Source organism: Acidiphilium multivorum AIU301 (assembly GCF_000202835.1).
Taxonomy (GTDB): domain Bacteria; phylum Pseudomonadota; class Alphaproteobacteria; order Acetobacterales; family Acetobacteraceae; genus Acidiphilium; species Acidiphilium multivorum.
Map to the genome: position 1 here is coordinate 3,245,504 of NC_015186.1, position 24,814 is coordinate 3,270,317.

Consider the following 24,814-nt stretch of genomic DNA (forward strand, 5'->3'; position numbering starts at 1 on the left):
CCATCGTCCCTGACCGATCCGTTTGATCGGTTCAACCGATCGGTTCGTGCCTGCGGGCGTCCCCCGCGGCACTCACCGCCGCCGCCAGCCCGTCGATATCCGCCGCCCTCGTCCGGTGATTGACGATCGCCGCCCGCAGCGCCCGCACCCCGTCGATCGTCGTGGTCGAGATCACGTAACGCCCGCTCTCCTGGATGTCGGCGGCGATCGCGGCGTTCAGCGCGTCCAGCTCCGCGCCGCCGTCATCGTAGCGGAAACACACGATGTTGAGCGGCACCGGCGCGAGGCGCGCAAGCCGCGGCGCCGCATCCACCGAGGCCGCGAGCCGCGCCGCCAGCGCGCAGCAATCATCGACGATGCCGCCCAGCGCCGCGGTGCCATAGGCCTCGATCGTCATCCACACCTTCAGCGCCCGGAACCCGCGCGAGAGATCCGGCCCCATGTCGCACGGCCAGGGCGCGCCGCCCGAAAGCCCCCGCGCCGTCGTCGTCAGATACGAGGCATCCTGCGCGAAGGCATTCAGCATCAGCTGCCGGTCGCGCACCAGGATGCAGCCGGAATCGTATTGCACCTGCGCCCATTTGTGGAAGTCGAACGCCACCGAATCCGCTTCGCCGATCCCCGCGACCAGCTCCCGCCTCGCCGGCGAGGCCGCCGCCAGCGCCCCGAACGCGGCGTCGACGTGAAACCACATCCCCTCCCGCCGGGCGATCGCGGCGAGGGCGGCCAGATCGTCGATCGCCCCCACATCGACCGATCCCGCGGTGCCGACGATCATGAACGGCTCCGCCCCCGCCGCCCGGTCGGCGGCGATCGCCGCCTCCAGCGCCGCGAGGTCGATCCGCCGGTCGGCGCCGAGCGCCACCCGCCGCAGCGCCGCGCCGCCGAGCCCGGCCATGTCGAACGCGCCCGGCACGCACCGATGCACCCCCGCCTGCGCGTAGCCGGTAAGGCGCCGCCCGCCGAGCCCGTCCTGCCGCACCGCCGCGCCGCAATGCGCCCGCCGCGCGCAGAGCAGGGCGATGAAATTCGCGATCGACGATCCGGTCACCATCAGCCCGCCGGTCGCCGCCGGCAGGCCGAGCAGCTCCGCCGCCCAGGCCACCACCTGCCGTTCGACTTCGAGCCCGACATGGTCCCGCCCGCCGCAATTCTCGTTGAGCCCGCCGGCCAGCAGTTCCGCCAGCATCCCCACCGCGTTGCCGCCGCCCTGCACCCAGCCCATGAAGCGCGGGCTCGTATTGCCCGAGGCATAGGGCGCGATCCGCGCCGCGAACGCGTCATAGGCGCGGGCGGCGCCGCTCCCCTCGCGCGGCACCGGGGCGCGGAACCCCGCGCGCACCGCGTCCGGCATCGGTTGCCAGACCGGCGCCGCGCCGAGCCCTTCCAGCCGGTCGAACATGTCGTCGATCATCCGGTGCCCCAGCGCGCGGAGCTCGGACCAGTCCTCGGGATCAAGCGTTGCCATGAACGCTGCTTATGCGCGCCGGCGCGGGCGGTAAAGCCCGCCAAACATAACCCGGTAAAGCCCGCCCGCGCCGCCTAGTCGTCCCCGGTGACGGCGATTTCCTTCTGCCGCTCGCGCGCCGGGCGCGAGACGCGCATCCGCAGCGTCTCGAACGTCACGTACAGCAGCGGGATCACGAAGATGCCGATGCCGCTGGCGAAGATCATCCCGGCGAAGACCGGCGTGCCCAGCGACCGCCTGGTGATCTGCGCCGCCCCGGTCGCCACCACCAGCGGCAGCAGCCCGAAGATGAAGGCGATCGAGGTCATCATCACCGCGCGGAACCGCATCCGCGCACCCAGCACCGCCGCCTCGCGGATGCCCATGCCCTCCTCGCGCCGCTCCTTGGCGAACTCGACGATGAGGATGCCGTTCTTCGCCGCCAGCGCGATCAGCACGACGAGCCCGATCTCGGCATAGAGGTCGATCGTCAGCCCGCCGAGCACGATGCCGAGCATCGCCCCGAACACGCCGACCACGACCGAGAGCAGCACCGGCACCGGAATGATCCAGCTCTCGTACAGCGCCACCAGGAACAGGTAGGCGAAGATCAGCGACAGGATGAACACATAGGCCGCCTGGCCCTTGGCCTGCTGCTGCAGATAGGCGGTGCTGGTCCAGTCATACGAGAAGCCGGCCGGCAGCACGCGGGCGGAAATCCGGTCCATCGCCGCCAGCGCCGCCCCGGACGACACGCCCGGCGCCGGCGAGCCGAACACCGGTGCGGCCAGCGAGTCGTTGTAGCGGCTGACGATCTGCGGGCCGAGCCGCGTGTGCGCCGTCGCCAGCGAGCGGAGCGAAACCATCTTGCCGGAATCGCTGCGCACATAGATCCGCCAGATCGCGGCGCGCGTGTCGCGGTCGGCCGAGGCGGCCTGGATGTTCACCTGCCAGACCTGGCCGAACATGTTGAACTGGTTGACGTAGAACCCGCCCAGCGAGGCCTGCAGCGCCTGGAAGATCGAGGAGATCGGCACGCCGAGCGCCTGCGCCTTGGCGCGGTCGATATCGAGATAGACCGAGGGGTTGTTCGCCGCGTAGGTGCTGAACACATGCGCGAGCTTCGGGTCCGAATTCGCCGCGACGATCAGCCCCTTGAGCACCGAATTGAATTTCTGCTGGCTCGCGCCGGCGACGTTCTCAAGCTCGTAGGTGAAGCCGCCATTGGTCGACAGCCCGATGATCGGCGGCAGGTTGAAGGCGACGATGTTCGCCCCCTGCACCTGCGAGCCCATCGCGAAGATCTTGCGGATCACCGCCTGCACCGAATTCTTCGGCCCCGGCCGCTGCGCGAACGGCTTCAGGTGCGCCACCATGAACAGCGCGTTCGGCTCGGTCGCCGAGTCGAGGATCGAGTAGCCGTTGATGGCGATCACGTCCTGCACCTGCGGCAGGGTGTGGATCATCTTCGCCAGCTTCTGCCCCATCGCGTCGGTCCGCTGCAGCGAGGCGCCGGGCGGCAGCGTCGCCTGGATGAACAGCGCGCCCTGGTCCTCGTCCGGCAGGAACCCGCCCGGCGTGATCCGCGCGAGCAGGAACGCCGCCACCCCGAAGGCGACGATCACCATCAGCCCCAGCACCGAGCGCGCGACGAGCCGGCCGATCAGCCGGCTGTAGCCCGCCCGCGTCCGTTCGATGAAATCGAGGACGCGCGCCATGATGCCGTGCCCGTGCTCGCCCCGGCGCAGCAGGATGGCGCAGAGTGCCGGCGACAGTGTGAGCGCGTTCAGCGCCGAGATCAGCATCGCCGTGCTGATCGCCACCGCGAACTGGGTGAACAGCAGGCCCGACAGGCCGGGGATGAACGCCGTCGGCACGAACACCGAGAGCAGCACCAGCATGATCGCGATGATCGGCGCCTGGATCTGCGCCATCGCCACCTTCGCCGCCTCGCGCGGCGACAGCTCCGGCCGCTCCGCCATCACCCGCTCGATATTCTCGACGACGACGATGGCGTCATCCACCACGAGTCCGGTCGCCACCACCAGCGCCAGCAGCGTCACCGTGTTCGCCGAATAGCCGAGGGCGAGCATGCACGCGAAGCTGCCGAGCAGCGCGATCGGCACGACGATCGTCGGCACCAGCGCCGCCCGCCACGAGCCGAGGAAGAAGAACACCACGAGCACGACCAGCGCGAACGCCTCGGCCAGCGTCTTGATCACCTCGCTGATCGTGTCCGAGACGAAGCTGCTGGAATTGTAGACCGTCTTGCTCGCGAGGCTGGCCGGAAACCGCTTCGAGAGCCGGGCGATCTCCGCCGACACCCGCCCCGAGGTCGCCACCGCGTTCGCCCCCGGCGAGAGGAACACGCCGATGGCGACACCGGGATGCCCGTTGATCCGGTCGACCTGGTTCTCGCTCTGCGGCCCGAGGCGGATCTTCGCCACGTCCTTCAGCCGCAGCAGCGAGCCGTCCCTGTTGCCGCGGATGACGATGTTGCCGAACTGCCGGGCCGATGTCAGCCGCCCCTCGGTCTGCACCGAGAGCTGGTATTGCTGCTTGCCGGCGATCGGCATCAGCCCGATCGTGCCGACCGGCGCCTGGGTGTTCTGGTCCTGGATCGCGCTGATCAGGTCCGCCGGCGTCAGCCCGAGCTGGGCGAGGCGGGCGGTGCTGAAGATCACCCGCATCGAATAGTCCTGCTCGCCGAACATGAACGCCTGGCCCACCCCCGGCACGCGGCCGAGCGGGTTGAGCACGTTGATCTTCACGTAGTTCGAGATCTGCAGCGGCGTGAGCTTGTTGTCCGGGCTGTAGAAGAACATGAACTCCAGCACCGAGGCGGAGCGCTTGCGCACCGTCAGCCCTTCCTTCTGCACCTCGGCCGGCAGCTGGGTCAGCGCCTGCTGCACCGCGTTGGTGACATTGACGGTGTCGATGTCCGGGTTGCTGCCGAGCTTGAAGGTGACGGTCAGGTTGTAGGAGCCGTCATTCGCCGTGGTCGAGGAGTAATAGATCTCGTCGCTCAGCCCGTTGATCTGCTGCTCGATCGGCTCGGCCACGGTGTCGTTCACCACCTGCGCCGAGGCGCCGGGATAGGTCGCGGTCACCTGCACCGCCGGCGGCACGATCGAGGGGAACTGCGCCACCGGAATCCGCGTCATCGCGATGATGCCGGCGATGGTGATCACGATCGCGATCACCATCGCGAAGCGCGGCCGGTCGATGAAGAAGGAGGGGATCACGGCCTCAGCCCTGTGCGACCGGCGAGGCAATCACCTTCGCGTTCGCCTTCACCCCGGGATGCACCTTCTCCACGCCATCGACGATCACCTTCGTCCCGATGGCCAGCCCGCTCGCGATCGTCGCGGTCGCCGGCGTGGTCGAGGCGAGCTTGACGTCGGCGCGCGCCACCTTGCCGTCCTTGCCGACGGTCAGCACATAGTCGCCCACCTGGTCGGCCAGCACCGCGTCGCGCGGCAGCACGATCTTGTCCTCCGGCGTGCGGCTGCGCACGATCACGGTGACGAACTCGCCGCTGGTCAGCTCGCGGTCGCTGGTGCGCGCATTGCCGAGCCCCTTGATCACCGGGTTCGGAATCGTCCCCTGCATCGCGAGGCTGTCGGTCGACTGGCTGATCTGGTTGCTGGTGAAGTCGAGCGTGCCCTCCTGCCGGTCCATCCGCCCGTCCGGCAGCTTCACCCGCAGCACCACGCCGGCGAGCCCGCCCTGCGTCGCCAGCCGCTGGCGCAGCCGGATCGCATCGCGCGTCGGCATCGAGAACACGATGTTCATCGGGTTCTGGCTCACCACGGTGGCGAGCGTTCCCGTATTTGGCCCGACGACATTGCCGATATTCACCGCGCTCGCGCCGATCCGCCCGTCGAGCGGCGCGCGGATCTGGGTATAGGCGAGGTTGATCGCCGCGGTCTCGCGCGCCGCCTCGGCGGCCTGCAGCTTCGCCGCCGCACTTTCCGCCGCCGCCTTGTCGTCGTCGTAGGTCGATTGCTGTCCGGCCGGCGTGTGCAGCAGCCGCGCCGCGCGCTCCAGCGTCAGCTCCGCGTTGTCGAGCGTCGCCTGCGCGTCGGCGACATTCGCCTTCGCCTGGTCGAACGCCGCCTGGTACGGCCCCGGCTCGATCACGTAGAGCAGCTGTCCCTTCTTCACTTCCGCCCCCTGGCGGAACAGGCGCTTCTCCAGATACCCGGTCACCCGCGGCACGAGATTGACGATATGCGCCGCCTGGATCCGCCCGATGAAGCTGTCCTGCTGGTAGACCTTCTGCGGCTTCACGACGACGACGCTGACCACCGGCGGCGGTGCTGCGGCCCGCGCCCCGGCGATGCCGAGGGCAAGGACGGTCACGAAGCCGGCGGCGCGGCAGGCCGTGGCATGAAGCGATCGGCGCATGCGGTTCCTCTTTGTGTGGCGCGGATGGATTCGGGCGCGGACGACAGGAGAGAGATCGGCGCGGACGCCGCCGCCGCAACCCCGCTTCGCGCAGGAACGGCAAGACTCCTGTCCTGCCTCTCAATAATGGAGACGGGGCCGCGCCGTCAATTGCGCGACCCCGTTCCGCCAGCCGGTTTTGCGGGAGCCTCCGGCGTTGTTAATATATCGGTATCAGAACGAAATCTGCGTCGCCTGCATCACCTGCGGCAGCGCGCGGATCGCGGCGAGCGCGTCGTCCGGCAGGGTCTCGTCGATCGAGATCAGGCACACCGCATCGCCGCCCTTCTCGGTCCGGCCGAGATGGAAGGTGGCGATGTTGATGCCCTTCTCGGCGAGAATGGCGCTGCACTGGGCGATGAATCCCGGCTTGTCGCGGTTGGTCACATAGAGCATGTGCCGGCCGAAATCCGCCTCGACCTTGATGCCCTTCACCTCGACCAGCCGCGGCTTCGCCCCGCCGAACAGCGTGCCCGACACGGTGCGCGTCTGCTCGTCCGTCGTCACCGAAACGCGGATCAGCGTCTGGTATTCGCAGTCGCGGTCGAACACCGTCTCCGCCAGCTCGATCCCGTGGTCCCGCGCGAAGACCGGCGCGTTGACCATGTTCACACCTTCCATCATCGGCGCGAGCAGCCCGGCGAACAGCGCCGCCGAGAGCGGGCGCTGGTTCACATGCGCGGCCGCGCCCTCGTATTCGATGCCGACCTTGCGGATCACGCCCTGCCGCGCCTCGGTGAGCTGCCCCGCGAAACTGCCGAGCAGCTGGCAAAGCTCCATGTAGGGCTTGAGCCTCGGCGCGTCCTCGGCCGAGACCGAGGCCATGTTGATCGCGTTCGTCACCGCCCCGGTCAGCAGGAAATCGCTGATCTGCTCGGCCACCTGCAACGCCACGTTCTCCTGCGCCTCGGTCGTCGCCGCCCCCAGATGCGGGGTGCAGACCACGTTCGGCAGCGCGAAGAGCGGGCTTTCCTTCGCCGGCTCGACCTCGAACACGTCGAGTGCGGCGCCCGCCACATGGCCCGATTTCAGCGCGTCGTACAGCGCCGCCTCGTCCACCAGCCCGCCGCGCGCGCAGTTGATGATGCGCACACCCGGCTTGGTCCTGGCGATGCTTTCGCGCGAGAGGATGTTGCGCGTCTGCTCGGTCAGCGGCGTGTGCAGGGTGATGAAATCCGCCCGCGCCAGCACCGTGTCCAGATCCGCCTTCTCGACGCCGAGCGTCGTCGCCCGCGCCTCGGTCAGGTAGGGGTCATAGGCCAGCACGCGCATCTTCAGCCCGAGCGCGCGGTCGGCGACGATCGAGCCGATATTCCCCGCCCCGATCAGGCCGAGCGTCTTGCCGGTCAGCTCGACGCCCATGAACCGGTTCTTCTCCCACTTCCCCGCCTTGGTCGAGGCCGAGGCCTCCGGCAGTTCCCGCGCCAGCGCGAACATCAGGCCGATCGCGTGCTCGGCGGTGGTGATGGCGTTGCCATAGGGCGTGTTCATCACCACCACGCCGCGCGCGGTGGCCGATTTCACGTCCACGTTGTCGACGCCGATGCCCGCGCGGCCGATCACCTTCAGGTTGGTCGCCGCGTCCAGCAGCTCGCGCGTCACCTTGGTCGCCGAGCGGATGGCGAGCCCGTCGAATTCGCCGATGATCTCGCGCAGTTCCGCCGGGGCGAGCCCGGTCTTCACCGTCACGTCGATGCCGCGCCGCTTGAAGATGTCGATGGCGGCGGGAGAAAGCTTGTCGCTGATCAGAACCTTGGGCATGTCTCAGGCCTTCGCGGAAATGTCGGAATGAACGGCGTCGATCGCCCAGTCGATCCAGGGCAGCAGCGCCTCGATGTCGGCGGTCTCGACGGTCGCACCGCCCCAGATCCGCAGCCCCGGCGGCGCGTCGCGATAGGCGCCGATGTCATGGGCGACACCTTCGGCCTCCAGCAGCGCGGCGACCCGCTTCGCCGCCTTCGCCTGCGCCTCGGCATCGAGGGCGGCGAACCACGGCGCGGCGATGACGAGGCAGATCGACGTGCAGGAGCGGATCGCCGGATCGGCGGCGAGGAACTCCACCCGCGCATTGCCCTCGGCCCAGCGCGCGATCGCCGCGAGATTCCGTTCCGAACGCGCAATCATGGCCTTGAGCCCGCCGATGCCCTCGGCCCAGCGCAGCCCGTCCAGCGCGTCCTCCACCGCCAGCATCGACGGGGTGTTGATCGTCTCGCCGGCGAAAATCCCCTCGATCAGCTTGCCGCCCGAGGTCAGGCGGAAAATCTTCGGCAGCGGCCGCTCCGGTTTGTAGGTCAGCAGCCGCTCCACCGCGCGCGGCGAAAGCGCCAGCATCCCGTGCGCCGCCTCGCCGCCCAGCGCCTTCTGCCAGGACCAGGTCACCACATCGAGTTTTTCAAAGGGCAGTTCCATCGCGAACGCGGCCGAGGTCGCGTCCGCGATCACCAGCCCTTCACGATCCGCCGGAATCCAGTCGCCGTTCGGCATCCGCGCGCCCGAGGTCGTGCCGTTCCAGGCCAGCACCACGTCATGGCTGAAATCGACGGCGGCAAGATCGGGAATCTGTCCATAGGGCGCGCTCAGCACCCGCGCGTCGGCGAGCTTGAGCTGCTTGAGCACATCGGTCGCCCAGGCCTCGGAGAAACTCTCGAACGCCAGCACGTCGACCGGCCGGGCGCCGAGCATCGACCACAGCGCCATCTCGACGGCGCCGGTGTCCGAGGCGGGAACGATGCCGAGCCGCCAGTCGGACGGCAGGCCGAGAATGTCGCGCGAGCGGGTGATCACCTCGGCGAGCTTCGCCTTCGGCTCCTTGGCGCGGTGGCTGCGGCCGAGCATCGCGCCGGAAAGCGCCTCGAGCGTGAAGCCGGGCCGCTTGGCGCAGGGGCCGGAGGAAAAATTCGGATTGTGGGGGCGAGTATGCGGCTTCGCGTGCGCGGCCGCGGCGGCGTCTGCCATCAGATGGTCTCCCTTGCAGAAGATAAGCGCCCCGGTGGGGGGGCGTGACCCGCCGCGGGATGTATCCGGCTTTTCGCGCCGCCGCAAGCAAAACCGTGCGCCGCCTCAGCGCGCGTCCCTCATGGCTGCAATCAGGAATTCGCGATTGCCATCCCCGCCCTCGATCGGGCTGGGGATGATGCCGAGCCCCCGCCAGCCGGGAATCTGCGCGAACCAGTCGCCGATCTCGCCGCACACACGTTCATGCACAGCGGCATCGCGCACGATCCCGCCCTTGCCGACCGCCTCCGGCCCCGCCTCGAATTGCGGCTTGATCAGCGCCACCGCGAAGGCGTCCTTCCCGCACAGCGCGAGGCCCGCGGGCAGCACCTTGCGCAGCCCGATGAAGCTCACGTCGCACACAACCGCACCGAGTCCGCCCGGTATCCCCGTGGCCGACAGGTCGCGCGCGTTCACCCCCTCATGCAGACGCACCCGCGCATCTTCGCGCAGGGCAGGGGCCATCTGCCCGTGGCCCACATCCACCGCGTGCACCAGCGCCGCGCCGCGCGCGAGCAGCACCTCGGTGAACCCGCCGGTCGAGGCGCCGATATCGAGGCAGATCCGGTTTTCCGGTGACAATCCGAAATGATCGAGGGCGGCGATCAGCTTCAGCGCCCCGCGCGAGACCCAGGCGGCGCCGGCATCGGCCACGCTCAGCGCCTCGTCGTCGCCCACCAGTTCGCCCGGCTTGCCGATCGTCCGTCCGCCCGCGCTCACCAGGCCGCGCCGGATCGCCTCCTGCGCCCGCGCCCGGCTCGCGAAATGCCCGCGCGCGACGAGGGCGAGATCGGCCCGGCCGCGCGCCACGCCGGTCTCAGCCGCGGGCGAGCCGCTTCGCGGTGCGCAGCAGGATCTGCCGGTCCTCCGCAGCGCAGGCGCGGTACAGCCGCATCAGCGCCAGCTCGTCGCCCTGCAGCGACCCGGTCTCCCCCGAGACCAGATAGGCGATCGAGGTGCCGAGCACCTTCGAAATCCGTTCGAGATTTTCCCGGACCTGCCCGGCCCGGTCGGTTTCCCACTGCGCGATCGCCGAGCGCGACACGCCGAGCTGCGCGGCAAACTCGTCCTGGGTGAGATTGTTCGCAAGGCGCAAGGCGCGGATTCGTTGCCCGACCGATTCCGGGGGCGTCTGTTTCTTCGGTGCCATGGTGTCAACATAAAGACGTGCCGGGAGTCGCGCCAGCCGCCGTTAAGGGATTTGACAAAAAAAACGTGACGAATAATAACTTTTTTTGTCAGGCCTCCTGATGGGTCCGTTATCATGTCTCATCTGTCTCAAAAATCAAAAATTGAGATTTTCCGAGGCAATGACATGTTGCTCCGCAACACATGCCGGATCATGACGCGCGTCTGGCCGCCGCGTTAACAAATGAAGAAACTTCGTCGGGCGAAAAAGCAACCTGCGCTGGTAGTCAGGCTGACAGACTCAGCCTTGCAACCTTGCCGCGAAAAACCCGTCCATGCCGCCGCGCTCCGCCCACATTCCGGGATGGGTGGCAAGGTCGCCCGCCGGCGTCACCGCCTCGGCCAGCCCCGGCAATTCCGCCGCGCCGAGCGGCGCGCGCCGCAGCCCGAGCCGCCCGCACGCCGCCTCGATGCGCCGGGCGCCTTCCTCCGGCTGCAGCGAGCAGACGGCGTAGACCAGCGTCCCGCCCGGCGCGAGCATCGCCGCCGCGGCGTCGAGCAGCCGGTCCTGCAATGCGGCGCAGGTCTCGATGTCGCGTGGCCGCCGCAGATGCAGGATCTCCGGGTGCCGGCGGATCGTCCCGGTCGCCGAGCACGGCGCATCCAGCAGGATCGCGTCGAAGCGTTGCGCCGGCCGCCAGTCCAGCGCGTCCGCCGCCACCGTCTCCGCCGCGAGGCCGAGCCGGTCGAGATTCTCCCGCAGCCGCGCCAGCCGGCGCGCGTCGCGGTCGAGCGCGGTCACCGCCGCGCCGGCGGCGGCGAGCTGCGCGGTCTTGCCGCCCGGCGCCGCGCAGAGATCGAGCACCCGCCGCCCGGCCACGTCGCCGAGCAGCCGCGCGGGCAGGGCGGCCGCCGCGTCCTGCACCCAGAGCGTGCCGGCGGCATAGCCGTAAAGCTGGGTCACGTCGGTGCCCGCCGGCAGCCGCACCGATCCGGTCGGCAGCCGCTCGCCGCCCTCCGGCACCGCCGCCCCGTCCTTCAGCGTGAGATCGAGCGGCGCCTCGCCCTGGTGCGTGGTGGCGATCGCCCGCGCCGCCGCCCCCCACGAGGCCCAGAGCCAGGCCGGCGTGTCCAGCCGCGGCGAATCGAGCGCCTCCAGCGCCGCCGCCCCGTCGGCGCTCACCTTGCGCAGCACCGCGTTCACCAGCCCCGCGAACTTGCCGAGCCCGCGCGCATGCGCGAGCCCCACCGCCGTGCTCACCGCCGCGTGCGCCGGCGCGCCGAGCAGCGCGAGCTGCGCCGCGCCGATCCGCAGGATATGCCGCACCGGCGCCGGCGGCGCGCGCCGCAGATGGGGTTCGAGAATGGCGTCGAGGCTGCCGAGCCGCCGCAGCACCGCGGCCGCGATCCGGTGCGCCGCCGCCCGGTCGCGCGGTGCGATGTCCGCGAGCCCGGCCAGCGCCGCGTCCAGCGGCGCGCGCCGGTCCAGCACGGCGGACAGCAGCGCGAACGCCGCATCGCGGGTCGGATCGCCCCCTGTCTTCGTCATGCGCACCATTCAACCTGGGGAAAGAAGCGGGATGGTGGAGCTGAGGGGAATCGAACCCCTGACCTCCTCATTGCGAACGAGGCGCTCTCCCAACTGAGCTACAGCCCCATCCCTGCGCGGCCAATCGCGCACCCTGAGCCGGAAGTCAAGCCACCTCGTCCGCCTTGTCACGTTGCGCGAAACGCCGTGCTTCGCTAACCCGGGCACCAGCCAAGGAGGGTTACGATGCTCGGAGCGGTTTTCTGGTTCCTCGACGAGGCCATCCAGATCTACATCTACATCATGATCGCGGCGGCGATCTTCAGCTGGCTCATGGCGTTCGGCGTGCTCGACACCCGCAACCACATCGTCTACCGGATCGAGGATTTCCTCTTCCGCGCGACCGAGCCCTTCCTCGCGCCGTTCCGCCGCTTCATCCCCGCGATCGGCGGCATCGACATTTCCTTCATCGTCGGCTTCCTGCTGCTGCGCGCGCTGCAGATCTTCCTCGGCGGGCTCTACGGCCACCTCGCCGCGATGGGCTACCAGTGAGCGCCCCGATGGCGGCCCGCGTCATCGACGGCAAGGCGGTCGCCGCCGCCCTGCGCGCCGAGGTGGCCGCCCGCGCCGCCACCTTGCCCTACGCGCCCGGCCTCGCCGTCGTCCTCGTCGGCGAGGACCCGGCGAGCCAGGTCTATGTCCGCAACAAGGAGCGCGCCGCGAAGGCGGCCGGCTTCGCCAGCGAGACCATCCGCCTGCCCGCGAGCGCGAGCCAGGCCGAGCTGCTCGCCCTGATCGCCCGCCTCAACCGCGATCCCGCGGTCGACGGCATCCTCGTCCAGCTGCCCCTGCCGGCCGGCATCGACCCGCAGGCGGTGATCCGCGCGATCGACCCGGCCAAGGATGTCGACGGCTTCCACCCCGACAATGTCGCCGCCCTCGCGCTCGGCACGCCCTTCCTCGTGCCCTGCACCCCGCGCGGCGTGATGAAGCTGCTCGCCGCCGCCGGCATCGCCCCGCGCGGCGCCCGCGCCCTCGTGCTCGGCCGCTCCAACATCGTCGGCCGCCCGATGGCCGCCCTGCTGCTCGCCGCCGACGCCACCGTCACCATCGCCCATTCCCGCACGCGCGACCTCGCCGCCGAATGCCGCCGCGCCGAAATCCTGATCGCCGCGGTCGGCCGCGCCGAAATGGTGAAGGGCGACTGGGTTTCCCCCGGCGCCACGGTCATCGATGTCGGCATCAACCGCACGGCGGCGGGCGGGCTGGTCGGCGACGTCGCCTACGCGGAGGCCGCCGCCGTCGCCGGCGCGATCACCCCGGTCCCCGGCGGCGTCGGGCCGATGACCATCGCCTGCCTGCTCGAAAACACCCTGATCGCCGCCGCCGCCCGCCGCTGAGTTTTTGCTCCGGCGCCGGCGCGGCCACCCGCGAACGGGCGAGGGCGCCTCACCCCGCGTCGTGCCGGACGCGGTTATCCCTCGATCTGTAGGACGCGGTTAACCCTCGATCTGTAGGACGCGGTTATCCCGCGTCGGGCGACAGCACCGCGCAGCCGGTCGGCCCGCCCTGCAACTGCCGGCAGGCGCTCACCGCGGCGCTGTGCGGCAGGTTGACGAACCGCGCCCGGTAGAACCGGCCCCGCGCGGTCGAGATCGGCTCGACCACCGGCTGCCCCTTCATCAGCATGGCCACCGCGCTCAGCTCGGCGATGCCGAGCGCCGCCTTGGCGTGCGCCGGGGTGTCGTAGGCGCCGACCTGGATGCTCCAGCGCCCGCCGCCGAGCTGCCGCGTCGGCTGCGGTGCTGCGGCAACCGGCGCCCGCGCTGCCGCGAGGCGCATCGTCGCCGGGCGCGGCGCCGCCACCGCGCGCGGCGCCAGCGCGCTCGCGGTGCGGATGGAAGGCGTCGCCTGCCGGGTCACCGGCGGCCCGTCCATCACCGGCGTCGCCGCCTCGGCCGAGGGAATCAGCGAGAACCCGCCGAACCCGTGCGGCCGGCGAACCGGCGGCATGGACCGCGTGGCCACCGCCACCGGCACGGCCTGCGGCTCCACCGCGGCGGGCGGCGCGAGCGCGGCCACGCGCACCGGCGCCGGCGCCGGCGATGGCGCGGGCAGCGTCGGCGCCGTCTGCCGCATCGCGATCTGCGCCTGGTTCAGCCGCGAGGTCTCGCCGCCATCGTCCGCCGGGCGGATGCCCGCCGGAATCCGCGTCGGCAGCTGGTTCATCGCCACCGCCTCCGCCTCGGACGGCCCGGCCGGATACACGCCGGCGATCTGCGGCGCGATCATCGCCACATAGTGCCGCGTCTGCGCCGGCAGCGGCTGGCGGTAGTCGAGATAGTCGTCGAGCCGCCCCGGCCCCGCGTTATACGCGGCGAGGAAGCCCGGCGAGCCGTAGATCTCGTACATCTGGTGGATATACGCCGTCCCCGCCATGATGTTGTCGAGCGGGTTGAACGGGTCCGGCCCCAGCCCGTAGCGCGCCGCCATCTCCTGGTAGGTCTCGGGCTCCAGCTGCATCAGCCCCATCGCCCCGGCGCTGGAGACGGTGAGATGCCCGTTCATGTATTCGTGCCCGCCCGACTCGACATGCATCACCGCGCGGATCCATTTCGCCGGCACGTCGAACCGCGCCGAGGCCTGCTCGATATACGGCCCCCACGGGTCGCCGGGCGGTCCCGGCGGGCGGTAATCGGCCGGCGCGTTGGCGGCATAGCGCGCCGCGAGCTGGCTCGGGCTCAGATTGGTCTGCCGGGTCGAACAGGCGGCCAGCAGGGCGAGGGCGGAGAGTCCGGCGAATCGCCAGGCGTGTCGCAGCTTCGCGGTCATCGCGGACGGCTCGCGCGGAGCGGGGCGGGGTGGAACGCAGCGTTCAACACGTGTCTCCCATCGCAGTTCGGCGCGGCGCGTGGCATCCGCCCGGGGGGGTTGGGGCGGCCAGCCGCTCCGTTGCGCCGGCAGCCTCGCCCGGCACATGAAATTCGTCTCATAACCGCTTAACTTATCGGCGATTTCAAGGCAACATGATTCTGCAAATCACCGCGCATCCGCGCATCGGAGATCCCGCGATGACCCGTCTCCCGCCACCCGCCCGTGCGATCGGCCTTTTTCTCCTGCTCGCCGGCTGCGCCGCGCCGCCGCCGCCCGCGCCGCCGCGCGCCGCCGGCCTCGCCGGCACGGTGGTCGCGGTCCGCCCGGTCGCGCCCGGCGCCCGCCGCATCGTGCTCGGCGCGCTGGGCGTCGATACCGCCCCCTCCGCCGCGCCGGCCGCCGAATACATCGTCCGCCTCGCCGATGGCAGCGTGGTCTCGGTGGTCGAGCCGGGTCCGCCCACCCTGCGGCGCGGCGCCCGCGTGCGCGTCCTCCGCCATCCGGCGCGCCTGGTGCCCGCCTCGCGCTGAGCGCGTTTCCGCTTGCCAAGCCGGTCCGCTCTCCCCACACTCTCACCGGAGCGCCGCGGCGGCCGCAACCCTCGGGGACAGGCGATGAACGAACGCAGGCTGGGCAGATCGCTGGTGGTCTCGGCCATGGGCTTCGGCTGCATGGGGCTGACCGAGTCCGCCGCGGCACCCGATTCCGCCGCCGCCGAGGCGCTGCTCCGCCACGCGGTCGATCGCGGCGTCACCTTCTTCGACACCGCCGATGTCTATGGTCTCGGCGCCAACGAGCGCCTGGTCGGCCGCGCCCTCGCCCCGGTGCGCGACCGTGTCGTCCTCGCCACCAAGTCCGGTATCCGCCGCGGCGCCGACGGCGCCTTTCTCGGCATCGACGGCTCGCCCGCCCATCTGCGCGCCGGCGTCGAGGCCAGCCTCCGCCGCCTCGCCACCCCGGTGATCGACCTGCTGATCCTCCACCGCGTCGATCCCGCCATCCCGGTCGAGGATTCGGTGGGCGAGATGTCCCGCCTCGTCGCCGAGGGCAAGGTGCGCTTCCTCGGCCTGTCCGAGGCGTCGCCCGACTCGATCCGCCGCGCCCACGCCACCCACCGGCTCGCCGCGGTCGAGAGCGAATACTCGCTCCTCACCCGCGACCCCGAGGCCGGCACGCTGGCCTGCCTGCGCGAGCTCAACATCGGCTTCATCGCCGCCTCGCCGCTCGCCCGCGGCCTGCTCACCGGCACCCTGCACGAGCCGGACGACCTGCCCGAAGGCGACGTCCGCCGCAACCAGCCGCGCTTCTTCGCCGGGAATTTCGACCGCAACGTCGCCCTCGTCCGCATCGTCGAGGACATGGCGCACCGCCTGCGCTGCAGCCCGGCCCAGCTCGCGCTCGCCTTCCTGCTCGCCCAGGGCAGCGACGTGGTGCCGATTCCCGGCCCGACCGGCCTCGCCGAGTTCGACGAGAACATCCGCGCGCTCGACGTGCCGCTCTCCGCCGAGGATCTCGGCCGGCTCGCCCGCGCGGTCCCGCCCGGCGCCGCCGCCGGCGCCCGCCACGTCCCCGAGCAGATGGCGACCCTCGGCCACTGAGCGCGCGCCGCCCGGCGGCGCCGCGACAGGATCAGATTAGCGCGCCGCCCATGCGGCGGCGCGAGGGGGTCAGGCAAGCGCGCCGCCCCTGCGGCGGCGCGACGGGGTCAGGTCTCGAAGCCGGTGCAGCGCCGTCCCTGGATCATCGCGAGGAACTCCCGCCGCGTCGAGGGGTCGTCGCGGAACGCGCCGAGCATCCGGCTGGTCACCATCGACACGCCCGGCTTGTGCACCCCGCGGGTCGACATGCATTCGTGCCCCGCCTCGATCACCACGGCGACGCCGCGCGGCTGCAGCACCTCGTTGATCGTGTTGGCGATCTGCGCCGTCAGCTTCTCCTGGATCTGCAGCCGCCGCGCATAGGCGTCCACCACGCGGGCGAGCTTGCTGATCCCCACCACCCGCCGGTTCGGCAGGTAGGCGACATGGGCGACCCCGATGATCGGCACCATGTGGTGCTCGCAATGCGATTCCACGCGGATGTCGCGCAGCAGCACCATCTCGTCATAGCCCTCGGTTTCCTCGAAGGTGCGGGAGAGAATGGCCTCCGGGTCCTCGCCATAGCCGCGGAAGAAATCCTCGTAGGCGCGGGCGACGCGGGCCGGCGTGTCCCGCACCCCCTCGCGGTCGGCGTCGTCCCCGGCCCAGCGGATCAGCGTGCGGATCGCCGCCTCCGCGTCCTCGCGGCTGGGGCGGCCGTCCTCCAGGGTGGTGTCGAGCTGGTCCGGCGGCGTGCGAATGTCCACGTGCGTGTCTCCATGTCCTGCGCGGATCCGGCCGTCGCCCGGCCACCCGCCTCGACGCTGATATGGTCGGGGGTGCGAAACTGGCAACCCGCCGGCGGGCTCAGTGCCGCCGCTGGTCCGCGTGTGGGCTGTCGAGGCTGAAGCCCGGCGTCGGCACGTCGAATTCCTCGCCGCTGTCCACCGCCACCATGTGGAAGATCCCGGTCATGAAGCCCGAGGGCGTCTCCAGCGGCGTGCCGGAGGTGTATTCGAAGGCGTCGCCGGGGTCGAGCACCGGCTGCTCGCCGACCACGCCGGGGCCGTGAACGTGCTGGACATGGCCGTTGCCGTCGGTGATCGTCCAGGTCCGCATCATGAGCTGCGCCGTCACCTGGCCGACATTCTCGATCCGCACCTGATACGCCCAGACGAAATGCCGCTCCTCCGGACGGGACTGGTCCTCGAGGAAGATCGCCCGGATGCTCACCCTGATGCGTGCATCCTCGTTGACGAACAGGGCGCCGGTCGGGTCGGGGCGGTGGCTGGTCATGCGTGGACGTCTCGTCGTTGCGGGCCGGTTCCGGCCCCTCTTCACGTTTTTGTAGTCCCCGCCATCCCCGACGACAAGCCGGCCGCCCGGCGGGCGTGACCGCGCGCCGGATCGGGAGTAGGAAGGCCGCATGAGAAGGCTTCCCATCGCGGCCCTCCGCCGCGCGCCGCGCCGCGCCCTCGGCGCGCTCGCCCTGTGCCTCGCCGCCGCCGCGCCGGCCGCCGCCGCGCTGCCGCCGGTCTCCGCGCCCTATGGCGCCGCCATGGCCGGCGCCTATGCCGCCCAGACCGGCGACAACGCGGCCGCCGCGCATTACTTCGCCGCCGCCCTCGCCGCCGACCCTGACAATGCCCGCCTCGCCGGCCAGAGCTTCCTCAGCGCCCTGCTCGCCGGCAAGGCCGACGCCGCGCGCCTCGCCGCCCGCCTGCCCGGCGATCCGCTCGCCGTCATGACGCTGGGCGACGCGGCGGCGAAGGCGGGGGACTGGAAGCAGGCCGCCACCCGTTTCGCCGCGCTGCCGGCCGAGGGGCTCACCGGCCTGATCCGCCCGGTCCTGCTCGCCTGGTGCGAGGCCGGCGACGCCGAATACGGCGCCGCGATCGGCCGGCTCGACCGCGCCGCCGCGCACCCCGGCCCCTTCGCGCCGATCTACCGGCTCAACGCCGCGCTGATCGCCGACATGGCCGGGCGCGAGGCCCAGGCCGCCCGCTTCTACGCCCTCGCCACGCTCGGCATCGGCCAGCCCAACCTGCGTCTCGCCCTCGCCCTGGCCAGCTTCGCCGACCGCGCCGGCCATCCCGGCCACGCCCGCGCCCTGCTGCTGCAACTGGTCGCCTCCCACCCCGAGCTGCGCATCGCCCTGCCGGCGCTCGAACGCGCCGCCCGCCGCCCGGTCGTCGACACCCCCCGCCAGGGCATCGCCGAGGCCTATCTCACCCTCGCCGGCACCGTCGGCGGCCGGCAGGACCCGCTGCTGCGCCGCATCCTGCTCCGCTTCGCGCTCGATCTGCGGCCCGACCTCACCGCCGCCCGCATGCTTGCCGCGACCGATGCGATGCAGGACAAGCGCCCCGAGGCGGCCGCCGCCCTGCTCGCCGGCATCGCGCCGGACGATCCGCTCTACGCCCCCGCGCTGCTGCAACGCACCGGCATCCTGATCGGCCTCGGCAAGGGCAAGTCGCTGCTGCCCGCGCTCGCCGCCCTGGCGAAGGCGCATCCGCGCGCCACCGAGCCGCTCGCCCTCGCCGCCGACATCGAGCGCGCCGCCGGCGACAACGCGGCCGCCATCCGCCTCTCCACCGCGGCGATTGGCCGCGCCGGCATGCCGCTGCCCGCCTCGGCCTGGGCGCTGTTCTACGCCCGCGCCATCGCCGAGGACCACGCGAAGCAGTGGAAGGCCGCCCAGTCCGACCTGCGCGAGGCGCTCGCCCTCGCGCCCGGCCAGCCCTACGTGCTCAACTACCTCGCCTATTCCTGGGCGCTGCGCGGCGAGCACCTCGCCGAGGCCGAGCGGATGCTCCGCCAGGCCCTCACCGTCGATCCCAACGAGGGCGCCATCGTCGACAGTCTCGGCTACGTCCTCCTGCGCGAGGGCAAGATCGCCGAGGCGATGAAGACGCAGATCCACGCCGTCCATCTCGCCCCGGACGATGCCGAGGTGAACGCCCACCTCGCCGACATCTTCGCCGCCGCCGGCCACCGCCTCGCCGCCGAGCACCAGTGGGAGCGCGCGCTCTCCCTGCACCCCGACGCGAAGCAGCGCGCGCGGATCGAGGCACGGCTGAAGGCCGCCGCCGCCCGCTGAGAGACCGGACATGACCGACGCTTCCCCCGGCTTCGCCTGCGCGCCCGGCTTCGCCTGCGCGAAGGTGAACCTCCATCTGCACGTCACCGGCCGCCGCGCCGATGGCTACCACCTGCTCGACAGCCTGGTGGTCTTCCCGCCCGTGGGCGACACGCTGTCGCTCGCCCCCGCCGCCGGCCTGTCCCTCGCCGTCGACGGCCCTTTTGCGCCGGCGCTGTCGGGCGAGGGGGACAATCTCGTCCTCCGCGCCGCCGCCCGCTTCGCCGCCCATGCCGGCCGCGCGCCGGAGGCCGCCTTCCGCCTCGTCAAGACCCTGCCCGTCGCCTCCGGCATCGGCGGCGGCTCGGCGGATGCCGCGGCGGCGCTGCGCCTGCTCGCGGCGCGCTGGAACCTTCCCATCCCGCCCGATCTCGCCCTCGCCCTCGGCGCCGACGTCCCGGTCTGCCTCGCCCGCCGCCCGGTGCGGATGTCCGGCATCGGCGAAATCCTCGCCCCCGCGCCCGACCTGCCGGAATTCGGCCTCGTGCTGGTCAATCCCGGCGTCGCGGTCTCCACCCCGGCGATCTTCCGCGCCCGCGCCGGCGAATTTTCCCCGCAAGCCGACCTGCCCCCGGCCTGGCCCACCGCCGGGCGCATGGCCGCCGACCTCGCCCGCCTCGGCAACGATCTGCAAACCCCCGCCATCGCCCTCGCCCCCGTCATCGCCGATGTCCTCGCCGCGATCGCGGCCGCCGACTCCTGCCTGCTGGCGCGGATGAGCGGCTCGGGGGCCACCTGTTTCGGCCTGTTCCCCGATGCCGAGGCCGCCCGCCGCGCCGCCGCCGGCCTCGCCCGCGACGGCTGGTGGTGCTGGGGCGGGGCCGGGCAGATGGCGCCGGCGCAGGGCTGAACCCGCGCCGCCCCGGTTGCATCCCCCGGCGGGGACGGGCAAGACGCGGCAAGACGGAGCACGAACCATGCGCGCAGGCATCATCCTCTTCCCCGGCATCAACCGCGAACGCGACATCGCCATCGCCCTGGAGGCGAGCCTCGGCGCCAGGCCGCGCCTCGTCTGGCACCGCGAGACCGACCTCGCCGGGCTCGACCTCGTGGTGATCCCCGGCGGCTTCTCCTATGGCGACTACCTGCGCTGCGGCGCGATGGCGGCGCAGTCCCCGGTGATGCGCGCGGTGGTCGAGCACGCGAAGCGCGGCGGCTACGTGCTCGGCGTCTGCAACGGCTTCCAGATCCTCACCGAGGCGCAGCTCCTCCCCGGCGCGCTGCTGCGCAATGCCGGGCTGCGCTTCCTCTCGATGGACTGCCGCCTCCGCGTCGAGCGCAACGACACCGTCTTCGCCGGCCGATACGAAAAAGGCGCCGTCTTCCGCGCCCCGATGGCGCATGGCGACGGCAACTACATCGCCGATCCCGAAACGCTCGACCGCCTGGAAGGCGAGGGGCTGGTCGCCTTCCGCTATGTCGATGCGACCGGTGCGGCGACCGAGGCCGCCAATCTCAACGGCTCCGCCCGCAACATCGCCGGCATCTACGCGCCCGGCCTGCGCATTCTCGGCCTGATGCCGCACCCGGAAAACCTGGTCGACCCGGCCACCGGCGGCACCGACGGCAAACCCCTGTTCGACAGTCTCAACGCCATCGGGAGGGCGGCATGAACCCCACCGTGATCGACGCCGCGCTGGCCCGCTCCTTCGGTCTGGCCGCCGAGGAATACGACCGCGTCCTCGCCATCATGGGTCGGGTGCCGACGCTCACCGAGCTCGGCATCTTCTCGGTCATGTGGTCCGAGCACTGCTCCTACAAATCCTCCCGCATCTGGCTGAAAACGCTGCCGACCACCGCCCCCTGGGTCATCCACGGCCCCGGCGAGAATGCCGGCGTGGTCGATATCGGCGAGGGCAGGGCGGCGATCTTCAAGATGGAGAGCCACAACCACCCGAGCTTCATCGAACCCTACCAGGGGGCGGCGACCGGCGTCGGCGGCATCCTGCGCGACGTCTTCACCATGGGTGCGCGCCCCGTCGCCAACCTCAACGCGCTGCGCTTCGGCGATCCGTCGCTGCCGGTGACGAAGCGGGTGGTCGATGGCGTGGTCCGCGGCATCGGCGGCTACGGCAATTGCGTCGGCGTGCCCACCGTCGGCGGCGAGACCAATTTCCACCCCTCCTACAACGGCAATCCGCTGGTCAACGCGATGACCGTCGGCATCGCGGCGCAGGACCGCATCTTCCTCTCGGCGGCCGCCGGCATCGGCAACCCGGTCGTCTATGTCGGCTCGAAGACGGGGCGCGACGGCATCCACGGCGCCACCATGGCCTCCGCCGAATTCGGCGCCGACGCCGAGGAAAAGCGCCCCACCGTGCAGGTCGGCGATCCCTTCATCGAGAAGCTGCTGATCGAGGCCTGCCTCGAACTGATGGCGACCGACGCCATCGTCGCGATCCAGGACATGGGCGCCGCCGGCCTCACCTCCTCCTCGGTCGAGATGGCGGGGAAGGGCGGCGTCGGCATCGAGCTCGACCTCGATTCCGTCCCCCAGCGCGAGGCCGGCATGTCCGCCTACGAGATGATGCTCTCCGAAAGCCAGGAGCGCATGCTCATCGTCCTCAAGCCCGGCCGCGAGGCCATGGCCCGCGCCATCTTCGAGAAATGGGAGCTCGACTTCGCCGTCATCGGCCGCATCACCGACACCGGCCGCATCGTGGTGAAGCACCAGGGCCGGGTCGAGGCCGATATCGAGCTCGCCCCGCTGGCCGACCAGGCGCCGCTCTACGAGCGCCCCTGGGTGGAACCCGCGAAACCCGCCCCGCTCGGCCCGGTCGACAGCCCGCTCCCGCCGGGCGCCGCCCTGCTCGCCCTGATCGGCTGCCCCGACCTCGCCTCCCGCGCCTGGATCTGGAACCAGTATGACGGCACCGTCGGCGGGCAGACGCTGCGCCGCCCCGGCCAGGCCGACGCCGCCATCGTCCGCATCGAGGGCAGCCGCCGCGCCCTGGCGCTGACCACCGACTGCACGCCGCGCTACTGCGCCGCCGACCCCGAGACCGGCGGCGCCCAGGCCGTCGTCGAATCCTGGCGCAACATCACCGCGACCGGCGCCACCCCCCTCGCGGTGACCGACAACCTGAATTTCGGCAACCCGGAAAAGCCCGCGATCATGGGGCAGATCGTCGCCGCCATCCGCGGCATGGGCGAAGCCTGCCGCGCGCTCGACTACCCGATCGTCTCCGGCAACGTCTCCCTCTACAACGAGACCGAGGGCACCGCGATCCTGCCCACCCCGGCGATCGGCGGCCTCGGCGTGATCGACGACGGCGCCGCCGCCACCGGCATCGCCCTCGCCCCCGGCCTCGACCTCGTGCTGATCGGCGAGACGAGCGGCGAACTCGGCGCCTCGCTCTTCCTCCGCGAAATCCTTGGCCGCGAGGATGGCGCGCCGCCCGCGCTCGACCTCGCGGCCGAGAAGCGCAACGGCGATTTCATCCGGGGCAGAATCCGCGCCGGCGCCATCGCCGCCTGCCACGACGTGTCGGATGGCGGCCTGCTCGTCGCCCTCGCCGAAATGGCCCTCGCCGGCGACACCGGCATCGCCCTGGCCGCGATCCCCGCGGGCATCGCCCCGCACGCGTTCTGGTTCGGCGAGGACCAGGCCCGCTACGTCGCGGCGACGGCGGATGGCGCCGCCCTGATCGCCGCCGCCGCCGCCGCCGGCATCCCCGCCCGCCCCCTCGGCCGCAGCGGTGGCGATCATTTGACAGGCCCGGACGGCATCGCCATATCACTGTCGGAAATCCGTGCCGCGCACGAAGCCTTCTTCGCGCGCTGGTTCGCCTGAACGACGAGGACACTCCCCATGGCCATGTCGGCCGCCGAAATCGAGGACATGATCAAGTCCGCCCTGCCGGACGCGCGGATTACCGTGGAAGACCTCGCCGGCGATGGCGAGCACTATGCCGCCACCGTCGTCAGCGAGCAGTTCCGCGGCCTCTCGCGGGTGCGCCAGCACCAGCTCGTCTATGCCGCCCTGCAAGGGCGGATGGGCGGCGTGCTGCACGCCCTCGCGCTGCAGACCTCGGCGCCCGAGTAACGCCCGGCGCCCTTTTTCCCCAGGAGACATCCCATGAGCCAGGCCACCGAAAATCCGGCCTTCGCCAGCATCAAGACCGCCGTCGAGGAAAACCCCGTCATGCTCTTCATGAAGGGCACGGCGATGTTCCCGCAATGCGGCTTCTCCGCCCGCGTGGTGCAGATCCTCACCCACATGGGCGTGCCCTTCAAGACCGCGAACGTGCTCGAGGACCCCGAGCTGCGCGACGGCATCAAGCAGTTCTCCAACTGGCCGACGATCCCGCAGCTCTACGTCAAGGGCGAGTTCGTCGGCGGCTGCGACATCGTGACCGAGATGTTCCAGTCCGGCGAGCTGCAGACGCTGTTCGACCAGAACGGGATCGCCAGGACCGGCGCCTGACCGCTTGCGGCGGGGCGTGACTCTCCCGCGCCGACCGGGAGGTTGCGGCCATGCCGCGTGAAGGCCGCCGCCGCTTCGGCTTCGTCACCGACGAGTGGCCGCGCGCGGGTGCCGCCGGCCATCTCGCCTACAATCACGCGCTGATCGCCCATCTGCGCGAGGCCGGGCACACGGTCGATCTCTATCTCACCCGGCCGCGCCTGCCCTGGCCGGTGATGCGCCTGCCGCCCGGCGCCGGCGCCGTGTCCGGCCCGCGCCTCGTGCGCCTCGGCCGCACCCTCCTCGCCGCCGAGCCGCGCGCCGCCGCCGCCGCCCTGATGCGCCGCCTCGCCCCCGCCGCCGTCCCGCGCCGCCGCGCCAACGATGTCGTGCTCGGTGCCGCCATCACCCCGGCGGAAGCCGGCTGGATCGCCGCGCGCCTCGCCGCCGCCAGGCCCGACGCGATCCTGATCGACACCATCTTCCGCGCCCGCCTGCTCGACGAACCGGCCCTCGCCGGCATCCCCTCGGTGCTGCTGACGCACGACCTGTTCCACCGCCGCCACGCCGCGCTTCGCCTCGCCGGCTACCGCGTCGCCCCCGCCGAACTCGGCCGCGACGACGAGGCCGCGCTGCTCGCCCGCGCCGGCACCCTGGTCGCGATCCAGCCCGAGGAAGCCGCCCTGCTCCGCCGCATGTGCCCCTCGCGCCGCGTCCTCACCGTGCCGATGCCGGCAACCCCGCAGCCCCGCCCGCCCGGCATCGCCCGCGCGCCCGACCGGCTGGTCTTCGTCGGCTCCGACAACCTGCCGAATCTCGACGGGCTGCGCTGGTTCCTGCGCGATGTCTGGCCCGGGCTGCGCGGCGCGCGGCCGCGCCTGCGTCTCGATCTCGCGGGCGATTGCGGCGCCGCCCTCGGCCGCCTGCCGGCCGGCATCCGCCGCCTCGGCCGCGTGCCCGACCTCGCGCCGGTGCTGCACGAGGCCGCCCTCGCCATCGCCCCGCTGCGCACCGGCTCCGGTCTCAAGGTCAAGCTGCTCGACTATGCCCGCCACGGACTCTGGACGGTCGCCACCCAGGAGGCCCGCGCCGGCCTCGCGCCGGATGACGTGCTGCCGGTTCACGTGGCCGACACGGCGGCGAATTTCGGCGCCACCATCCTCGCCGCCCTCGCCCAGGGCGGCGAGGATGCCGACGCGCTCGGCTACATAAGCCGCCACTACGCCCCGGCCACCGTCTTCGCGCCGCTGGACGCGCTGCTGACCGTCTGAGG

22 protein-coding genes and 1 tRNA gene are annotated in these 24,814 nt (G+C 71.6%); 11 read left to right on the top strand and 12 right to left on the bottom strand.

Features of this window, described 5'->3' with window-relative positions; genetic code table 11:
- Window positions 1-31: 31 nt before the first annotated feature.
- The 9 genes from ACMV_RS14755 to ACMV_RS14795 form a co-directional block, all read right to left on the bottom strand.
- Window positions 32-1,468, bottom strand: a complete 1,437-nt coding sequence (locus ACMV_RS14755; protein WP_013640929.1) for a pyridoxal phosphate-dependent decarboxylase family protein — start codon at window positions 1,466-1,468, stop codon at window positions 32-34.
- A gap of 74 nt (window positions 1,469-1,542) precedes the next feature.
- On the bottom strand, window positions 1,543-4,692 hold the full coding sequence (locus ACMV_RS14760) for an efflux RND transporter permease subunit (RefSeq protein ID WP_013640930.1): 3,150 nt from the start codon (window positions 4,690-4,692) through the stop codon (window positions 1,543-1,545).
- A 4-nt stretch (window positions 4,693-4,696) separates the two neighbouring features.
- Window positions 4,697-5,857 (bottom strand): efflux RND transporter periplasmic adaptor subunit, encoded by a 1,161-nt coding sequence (locus tag ACMV_RS14765; RefSeq protein WP_013640931.1) that lies wholly within the window; start codon window positions 5,855-5,857, stop codon window positions 4,697-4,699.
- Window positions 5,858-6,070: 213 nt separating this feature from the next.
- Window positions 6,071-7,657 (bottom strand): phosphoglycerate dehydrogenase, encoded by a 1,587-nt coding sequence (serA, locus tag ACMV_RS14770; protein WP_012040207.1) that lies wholly within the window; start codon window positions 7,655-7,657, stop codon window positions 6,071-6,073.
- 3 nt (window positions 7,658-7,660) lie between these two features.
- Entirely contained in the window at window positions 7,661-8,851 is a 1,191-nt protein-coding gene (locus tag ACMV_RS14775) for a phosphoserine transaminase (protein WP_013640932.1), read from the bottom strand.
- Between the two features lie 105 nt (window positions 8,852-8,956).
- The gene (locus tag ACMV_RS14780) at window positions 8,957-9,700 is read right to left on the bottom strand and encodes a TlyA family RNA methyltransferase (protein ID WP_013640933.1); all 744 of its coding nucleotides are present in this window, start codon (window positions 9,698-9,700) and stop codon (window positions 8,957-8,959) included.
- A gap of 7 nt (window positions 9,701-9,707) precedes the next feature.
- Entirely contained in the window at window positions 9,708-10,040 is a 333-nt protein-coding gene (locus ACMV_RS14785) for a helix-turn-helix domain-containing protein (protein WP_012040210.1), read from the bottom strand.
- A 279-nt stretch (window positions 10,041-10,319) separates the two neighbouring features.
- A complete protein-coding gene (locus ACMV_RS14790) occupies window positions 10,320-11,567 on the bottom strand; it encodes a transcription antitermination factor NusB (RefSeq protein ID WP_012040211.1) in 1,248 nt (415 codons plus the stop codon).
- A gap of 32 nt (window positions 11,568-11,599) precedes the next feature.
- Window positions 11,600-11,675, bottom strand: a tRNA-Ala gene (locus ACMV_RS14795).
- Between the two features lie 117 nt (window positions 11,676-11,792).
- Between ACMV_RS14795 and ACMV_RS14800 the strand changes: the two genes are divergently transcribed.
- Complete coding sequence (locus ACMV_RS14800; protein WP_007423795.1) at window positions 11,793-12,098, top strand: YggT family protein; 306 nt, start codon at window positions 11,793-11,795, stop codon at window positions 12,096-12,098.
- 8 nt (window positions 12,099-12,106) lie between these two features.
- A complete protein-coding gene (gene folD, locus ACMV_RS14805) occupies window positions 12,107-12,946 on the top strand; it encodes a bifunctional methylenetetrahydrofolate dehydrogenase/methenyltetrahydrofolate cyclohydrolase FolD (protein ID WP_013640935.1) in 840 nt (279 codons plus the stop codon).
- Between the two features lie 124 nt (window positions 12,947-13,070).
- Here folD and ACMV_RS14810 read toward each other — a convergent pair whose 3' ends face one another.
- Window positions 13,071-14,378, bottom strand: coding sequence for a lytic transglycosylase domain-containing protein (locus ACMV_RS14810; protein ID WP_013640936.1), 1,308 nt, complete (start codon window positions 14,376-14,378; stop codon window positions 13,071-13,073).
- 239 nt (window positions 14,379-14,617) lie between these two features.
- On the opposite strand from ACMV_RS14810, the gene ACMV_RS14815 reads away from it, so the two are divergent.
- Together ACMV_RS14815 and ACMV_RS14820 are read left to right on the top strand one after the other, a co-directional pair.
- A complete protein-coding gene (locus ACMV_RS14815; protein ID WP_041665427.1) occupies window positions 14,618-14,950 on the top strand; it encodes a hypothetical protein in 333 nt (110 codons plus the stop codon).
- Window positions 14,951-15,034: 84 nt separating this feature from the next.
- Window positions 15,035-16,018 carry an aldo/keto reductase gene (locus ACMV_RS14820; protein WP_013640938.1) on the top strand — a complete coding sequence of 328 codons (984 nt, stop codon included), beginning with the start codon at window positions 15,035-15,037 and terminating at the stop codon, window positions 16,016-16,018.
- Window positions 16,019-16,125: 107 nt separating this feature from the next.
- Here the strand turns inward: ACMV_RS14820 and folE are convergent, their stop codons facing one another.
- Both folE and apaG read right to left on the bottom strand, forming a co-directional pair.
- A complete protein-coding gene (folE, locus tag ACMV_RS14825; RefSeq protein WP_007423597.1) occupies window positions 16,126-16,764 on the bottom strand; it encodes a GTP cyclohydrolase I FolE in 639 nt (212 codons plus the stop codon).
- A 100-nt stretch (window positions 16,765-16,864) separates the two neighbouring features.
- Window positions 16,865-17,293, bottom strand: a complete 429-nt coding sequence (gene apaG, locus ACMV_RS14830) for a Co2+/Mg2+ efflux protein ApaG (protein WP_007423598.1) — start codon at window positions 17,291-17,293, stop codon at window positions 16,865-16,867.
- A gap of 130 nt (window positions 17,294-17,423) precedes the next feature.
- On the opposite strand from apaG, the gene ACMV_RS14835 reads away from it, so the two are divergent.
- The 7 genes from ACMV_RS14835 (at window position 17,424) to ACMV_RS14865 (ending at window position 24,812) form a co-directional block, all read left to right on the top strand.
- Window positions 17,424-19,097 carry a tetratricopeptide repeat protein gene (locus ACMV_RS14835; RefSeq protein ID WP_013640939.1) on the top strand — a complete coding sequence of 558 codons (1,674 nt, stop codon included), beginning with the start codon at window positions 17,424-17,426 and terminating at the stop codon, window positions 19,095-19,097.
- Window positions 19,098-19,107: 10 nt separating this feature from the next.
- A complete protein-coding gene (locus tag ACMV_RS14840; RefSeq protein ID WP_013640940.1) occupies window positions 19,108-19,986 on the top strand; it encodes a 4-(cytidine 5'-diphospho)-2-C-methyl-D-erythritol kinase in 879 nt (292 codons plus the stop codon).
- A 67-nt stretch (window positions 19,987-20,053) separates the two neighbouring features.
- Entirely contained in the window at window positions 20,054-20,749 is a 696-nt protein-coding gene (gene purQ / locus ACMV_RS14845) for a phosphoribosylformylglycinamidine synthase subunit PurQ (RefSeq protein WP_007423630.1), read from the top strand.
- Window positions 20,746-22,929 carry a phosphoribosylformylglycinamidine synthase subunit PurL gene (gene purL / locus ACMV_RS14850; RefSeq protein ID WP_013640941.1) on the top strand — a complete coding sequence of 728 codons (2,184 nt, stop codon included), beginning with the start codon at window positions 20,746-20,748 and terminating at the stop codon, window positions 22,927-22,929. Before purQ ends, purL begins: the two co-directional genes overlap by 4 nt.
- An 18-nt stretch (window positions 22,930-22,947) precedes the next feature.
- Window positions 22,948-23,181: a BolA family protein gene (locus tag ACMV_RS14855; RefSeq protein ID WP_007423628.1), complete on the top strand. Its 234-nt coding sequence runs from the start codon at window positions 22,948-22,950 to the stop codon at window positions 23,179-23,181.
- Between the two features lie 33 nt (window positions 23,182-23,214).
- Window positions 23,215-23,562, top strand: coding sequence for a Grx4 family monothiol glutaredoxin (gene grxD, locus ACMV_RS14860; RefSeq protein ID WP_007423627.1), 348 nt, complete (start codon window positions 23,215-23,217; stop codon window positions 23,560-23,562).
- Window positions 23,563-23,612: 50 nt separating this feature from the next.
- Window positions 23,613-24,812 (top strand): glycosyltransferase, encoded by a 1,200-nt coding sequence (locus ACMV_RS14865; protein WP_012040220.1) that lies wholly within the window; start codon window positions 23,613-23,615, stop codon window positions 24,810-24,812.
- Window positions 24,813-24,814: the final 2 nt, after the last annotated feature.

Excerpts from the sequence above, each read along its gene's own strand:
- ACMV_RS14755 (WP_013640929.1), bottom strand. The coding sequence starts at position 1,468 with ATGGCAACGCTTGATCCCGAGGACTGGTCCGAGCTCCGCGCGCTGGGG.
- ACMV_RS14765 (WP_013640931.1), bottom strand. The coding sequence starts at position 5,857 with ATGCGCCGATCGCTTCATGCCACGGCCTGCCGCGCCGCCGGCTTCGTG.
- serA (WP_012040207.1), bottom strand. The coding sequence starts at position 7,657 with ATGCCCAAGGTTCTGATCAGCGACAAGCTTTCTCCCGCCGCCATCGAC.
- ACMV_RS14775 (WP_013640932.1), bottom strand. The coding sequence starts at position 8,851 with ATGGCAGACGCCGCCGCGGCCGCGCACGCGAAGCCGCATACTCGCCCC.
- ACMV_RS14785 (WP_012040210.1), bottom strand. The coding sequence starts at position 10,040 with ATGGCACCGAAGAAACAGACGCCCCCGGAATCGGTCGGGCAACGAATC.
- ACMV_RS14790 (WP_012040211.1), bottom strand. The coding sequence starts at position 11,567 with ATGACGAAGACAGGGGGCGATCCGACCCGCGATGCGGCGTTCGCGCTG.
- ACMV_RS14800 (WP_007423795.1), top strand. The coding sequence starts at position 11,793 with ATGCTCGGAGCGGTTTTCTGGTTCCTCGACGAGGCCATCCAGATCTAC.
- folD (WP_013640935.1), top strand. The coding sequence starts at position 12,107 with ATGGCGGCCCGCGTCATCGACGGCAAGGCGGTCGCCGCCGCCCTGCGC.
- ACMV_RS14810 (WP_013640936.1), bottom strand. The coding sequence starts at position 14,378 with ATGACCGCGAAGCTGCGACACGCCTGGCGATTCGCCGGACTCTCCGCC.
- ACMV_RS14815 (WP_041665427.1), top strand. The coding sequence starts at position 14,618 with ATGACCCGTCTCCCGCCACCCGCCCGTGCGATCGGCCTTTTTCTCCTG.
- ACMV_RS14820 (WP_013640938.1), top strand. The coding sequence starts at position 15,035 with ATGAACGAACGCAGGCTGGGCAGATCGCTGGTGGTCTCGGCCATGGGC.
- apaG (WP_007423598.1), bottom strand. The coding sequence starts at position 17,293 with ATGACCAGCCACCGCCCCGACCCGACCGGCGCCCTGTTCGTCAACGAG.
- ACMV_RS14835 (WP_013640939.1), top strand. The coding sequence starts at position 17,424 with ATGAGAAGGCTTCCCATCGCGGCCCTCCGCCGCGCGCCGCGCCGCGCC.
- ACMV_RS14840 (WP_013640940.1), top strand. The coding sequence starts at position 19,108 with ATGACCGACGCTTCCCCCGGCTTCGCCTGCGCGCCCGGCTTCGCCTGC.
- purQ (WP_007423630.1), top strand. The coding sequence starts at position 20,054 with ATGCGCGCAGGCATCATCCTCTTCCCCGGCATCAACCGCGAACGCGAC.
- purL (WP_013640941.1), top strand. The coding sequence starts at position 20,746 with ATGAACCCCACCGTGATCGACGCCGCGCTGGCCCGCTCCTTCGGTCTG.
- ACMV_RS14855 (WP_007423628.1), top strand. The coding sequence starts at position 22,948 with ATGGCCATGTCGGCCGCCGAAATCGAGGACATGATCAAGTCCGCCCTG.
- grxD (WP_007423627.1), top strand. The coding sequence starts at position 23,215 with ATGAGCCAGGCCACCGAAAATCCGGCCTTCGCCAGCATCAAGACCGCC.
- ACMV_RS14865 (WP_012040220.1), top strand. The coding sequence starts at position 23,613 with ATGCCGCGTGAAGGCCGCCGCCGCTTCGGCTTCGTCACCGACGAGTGG.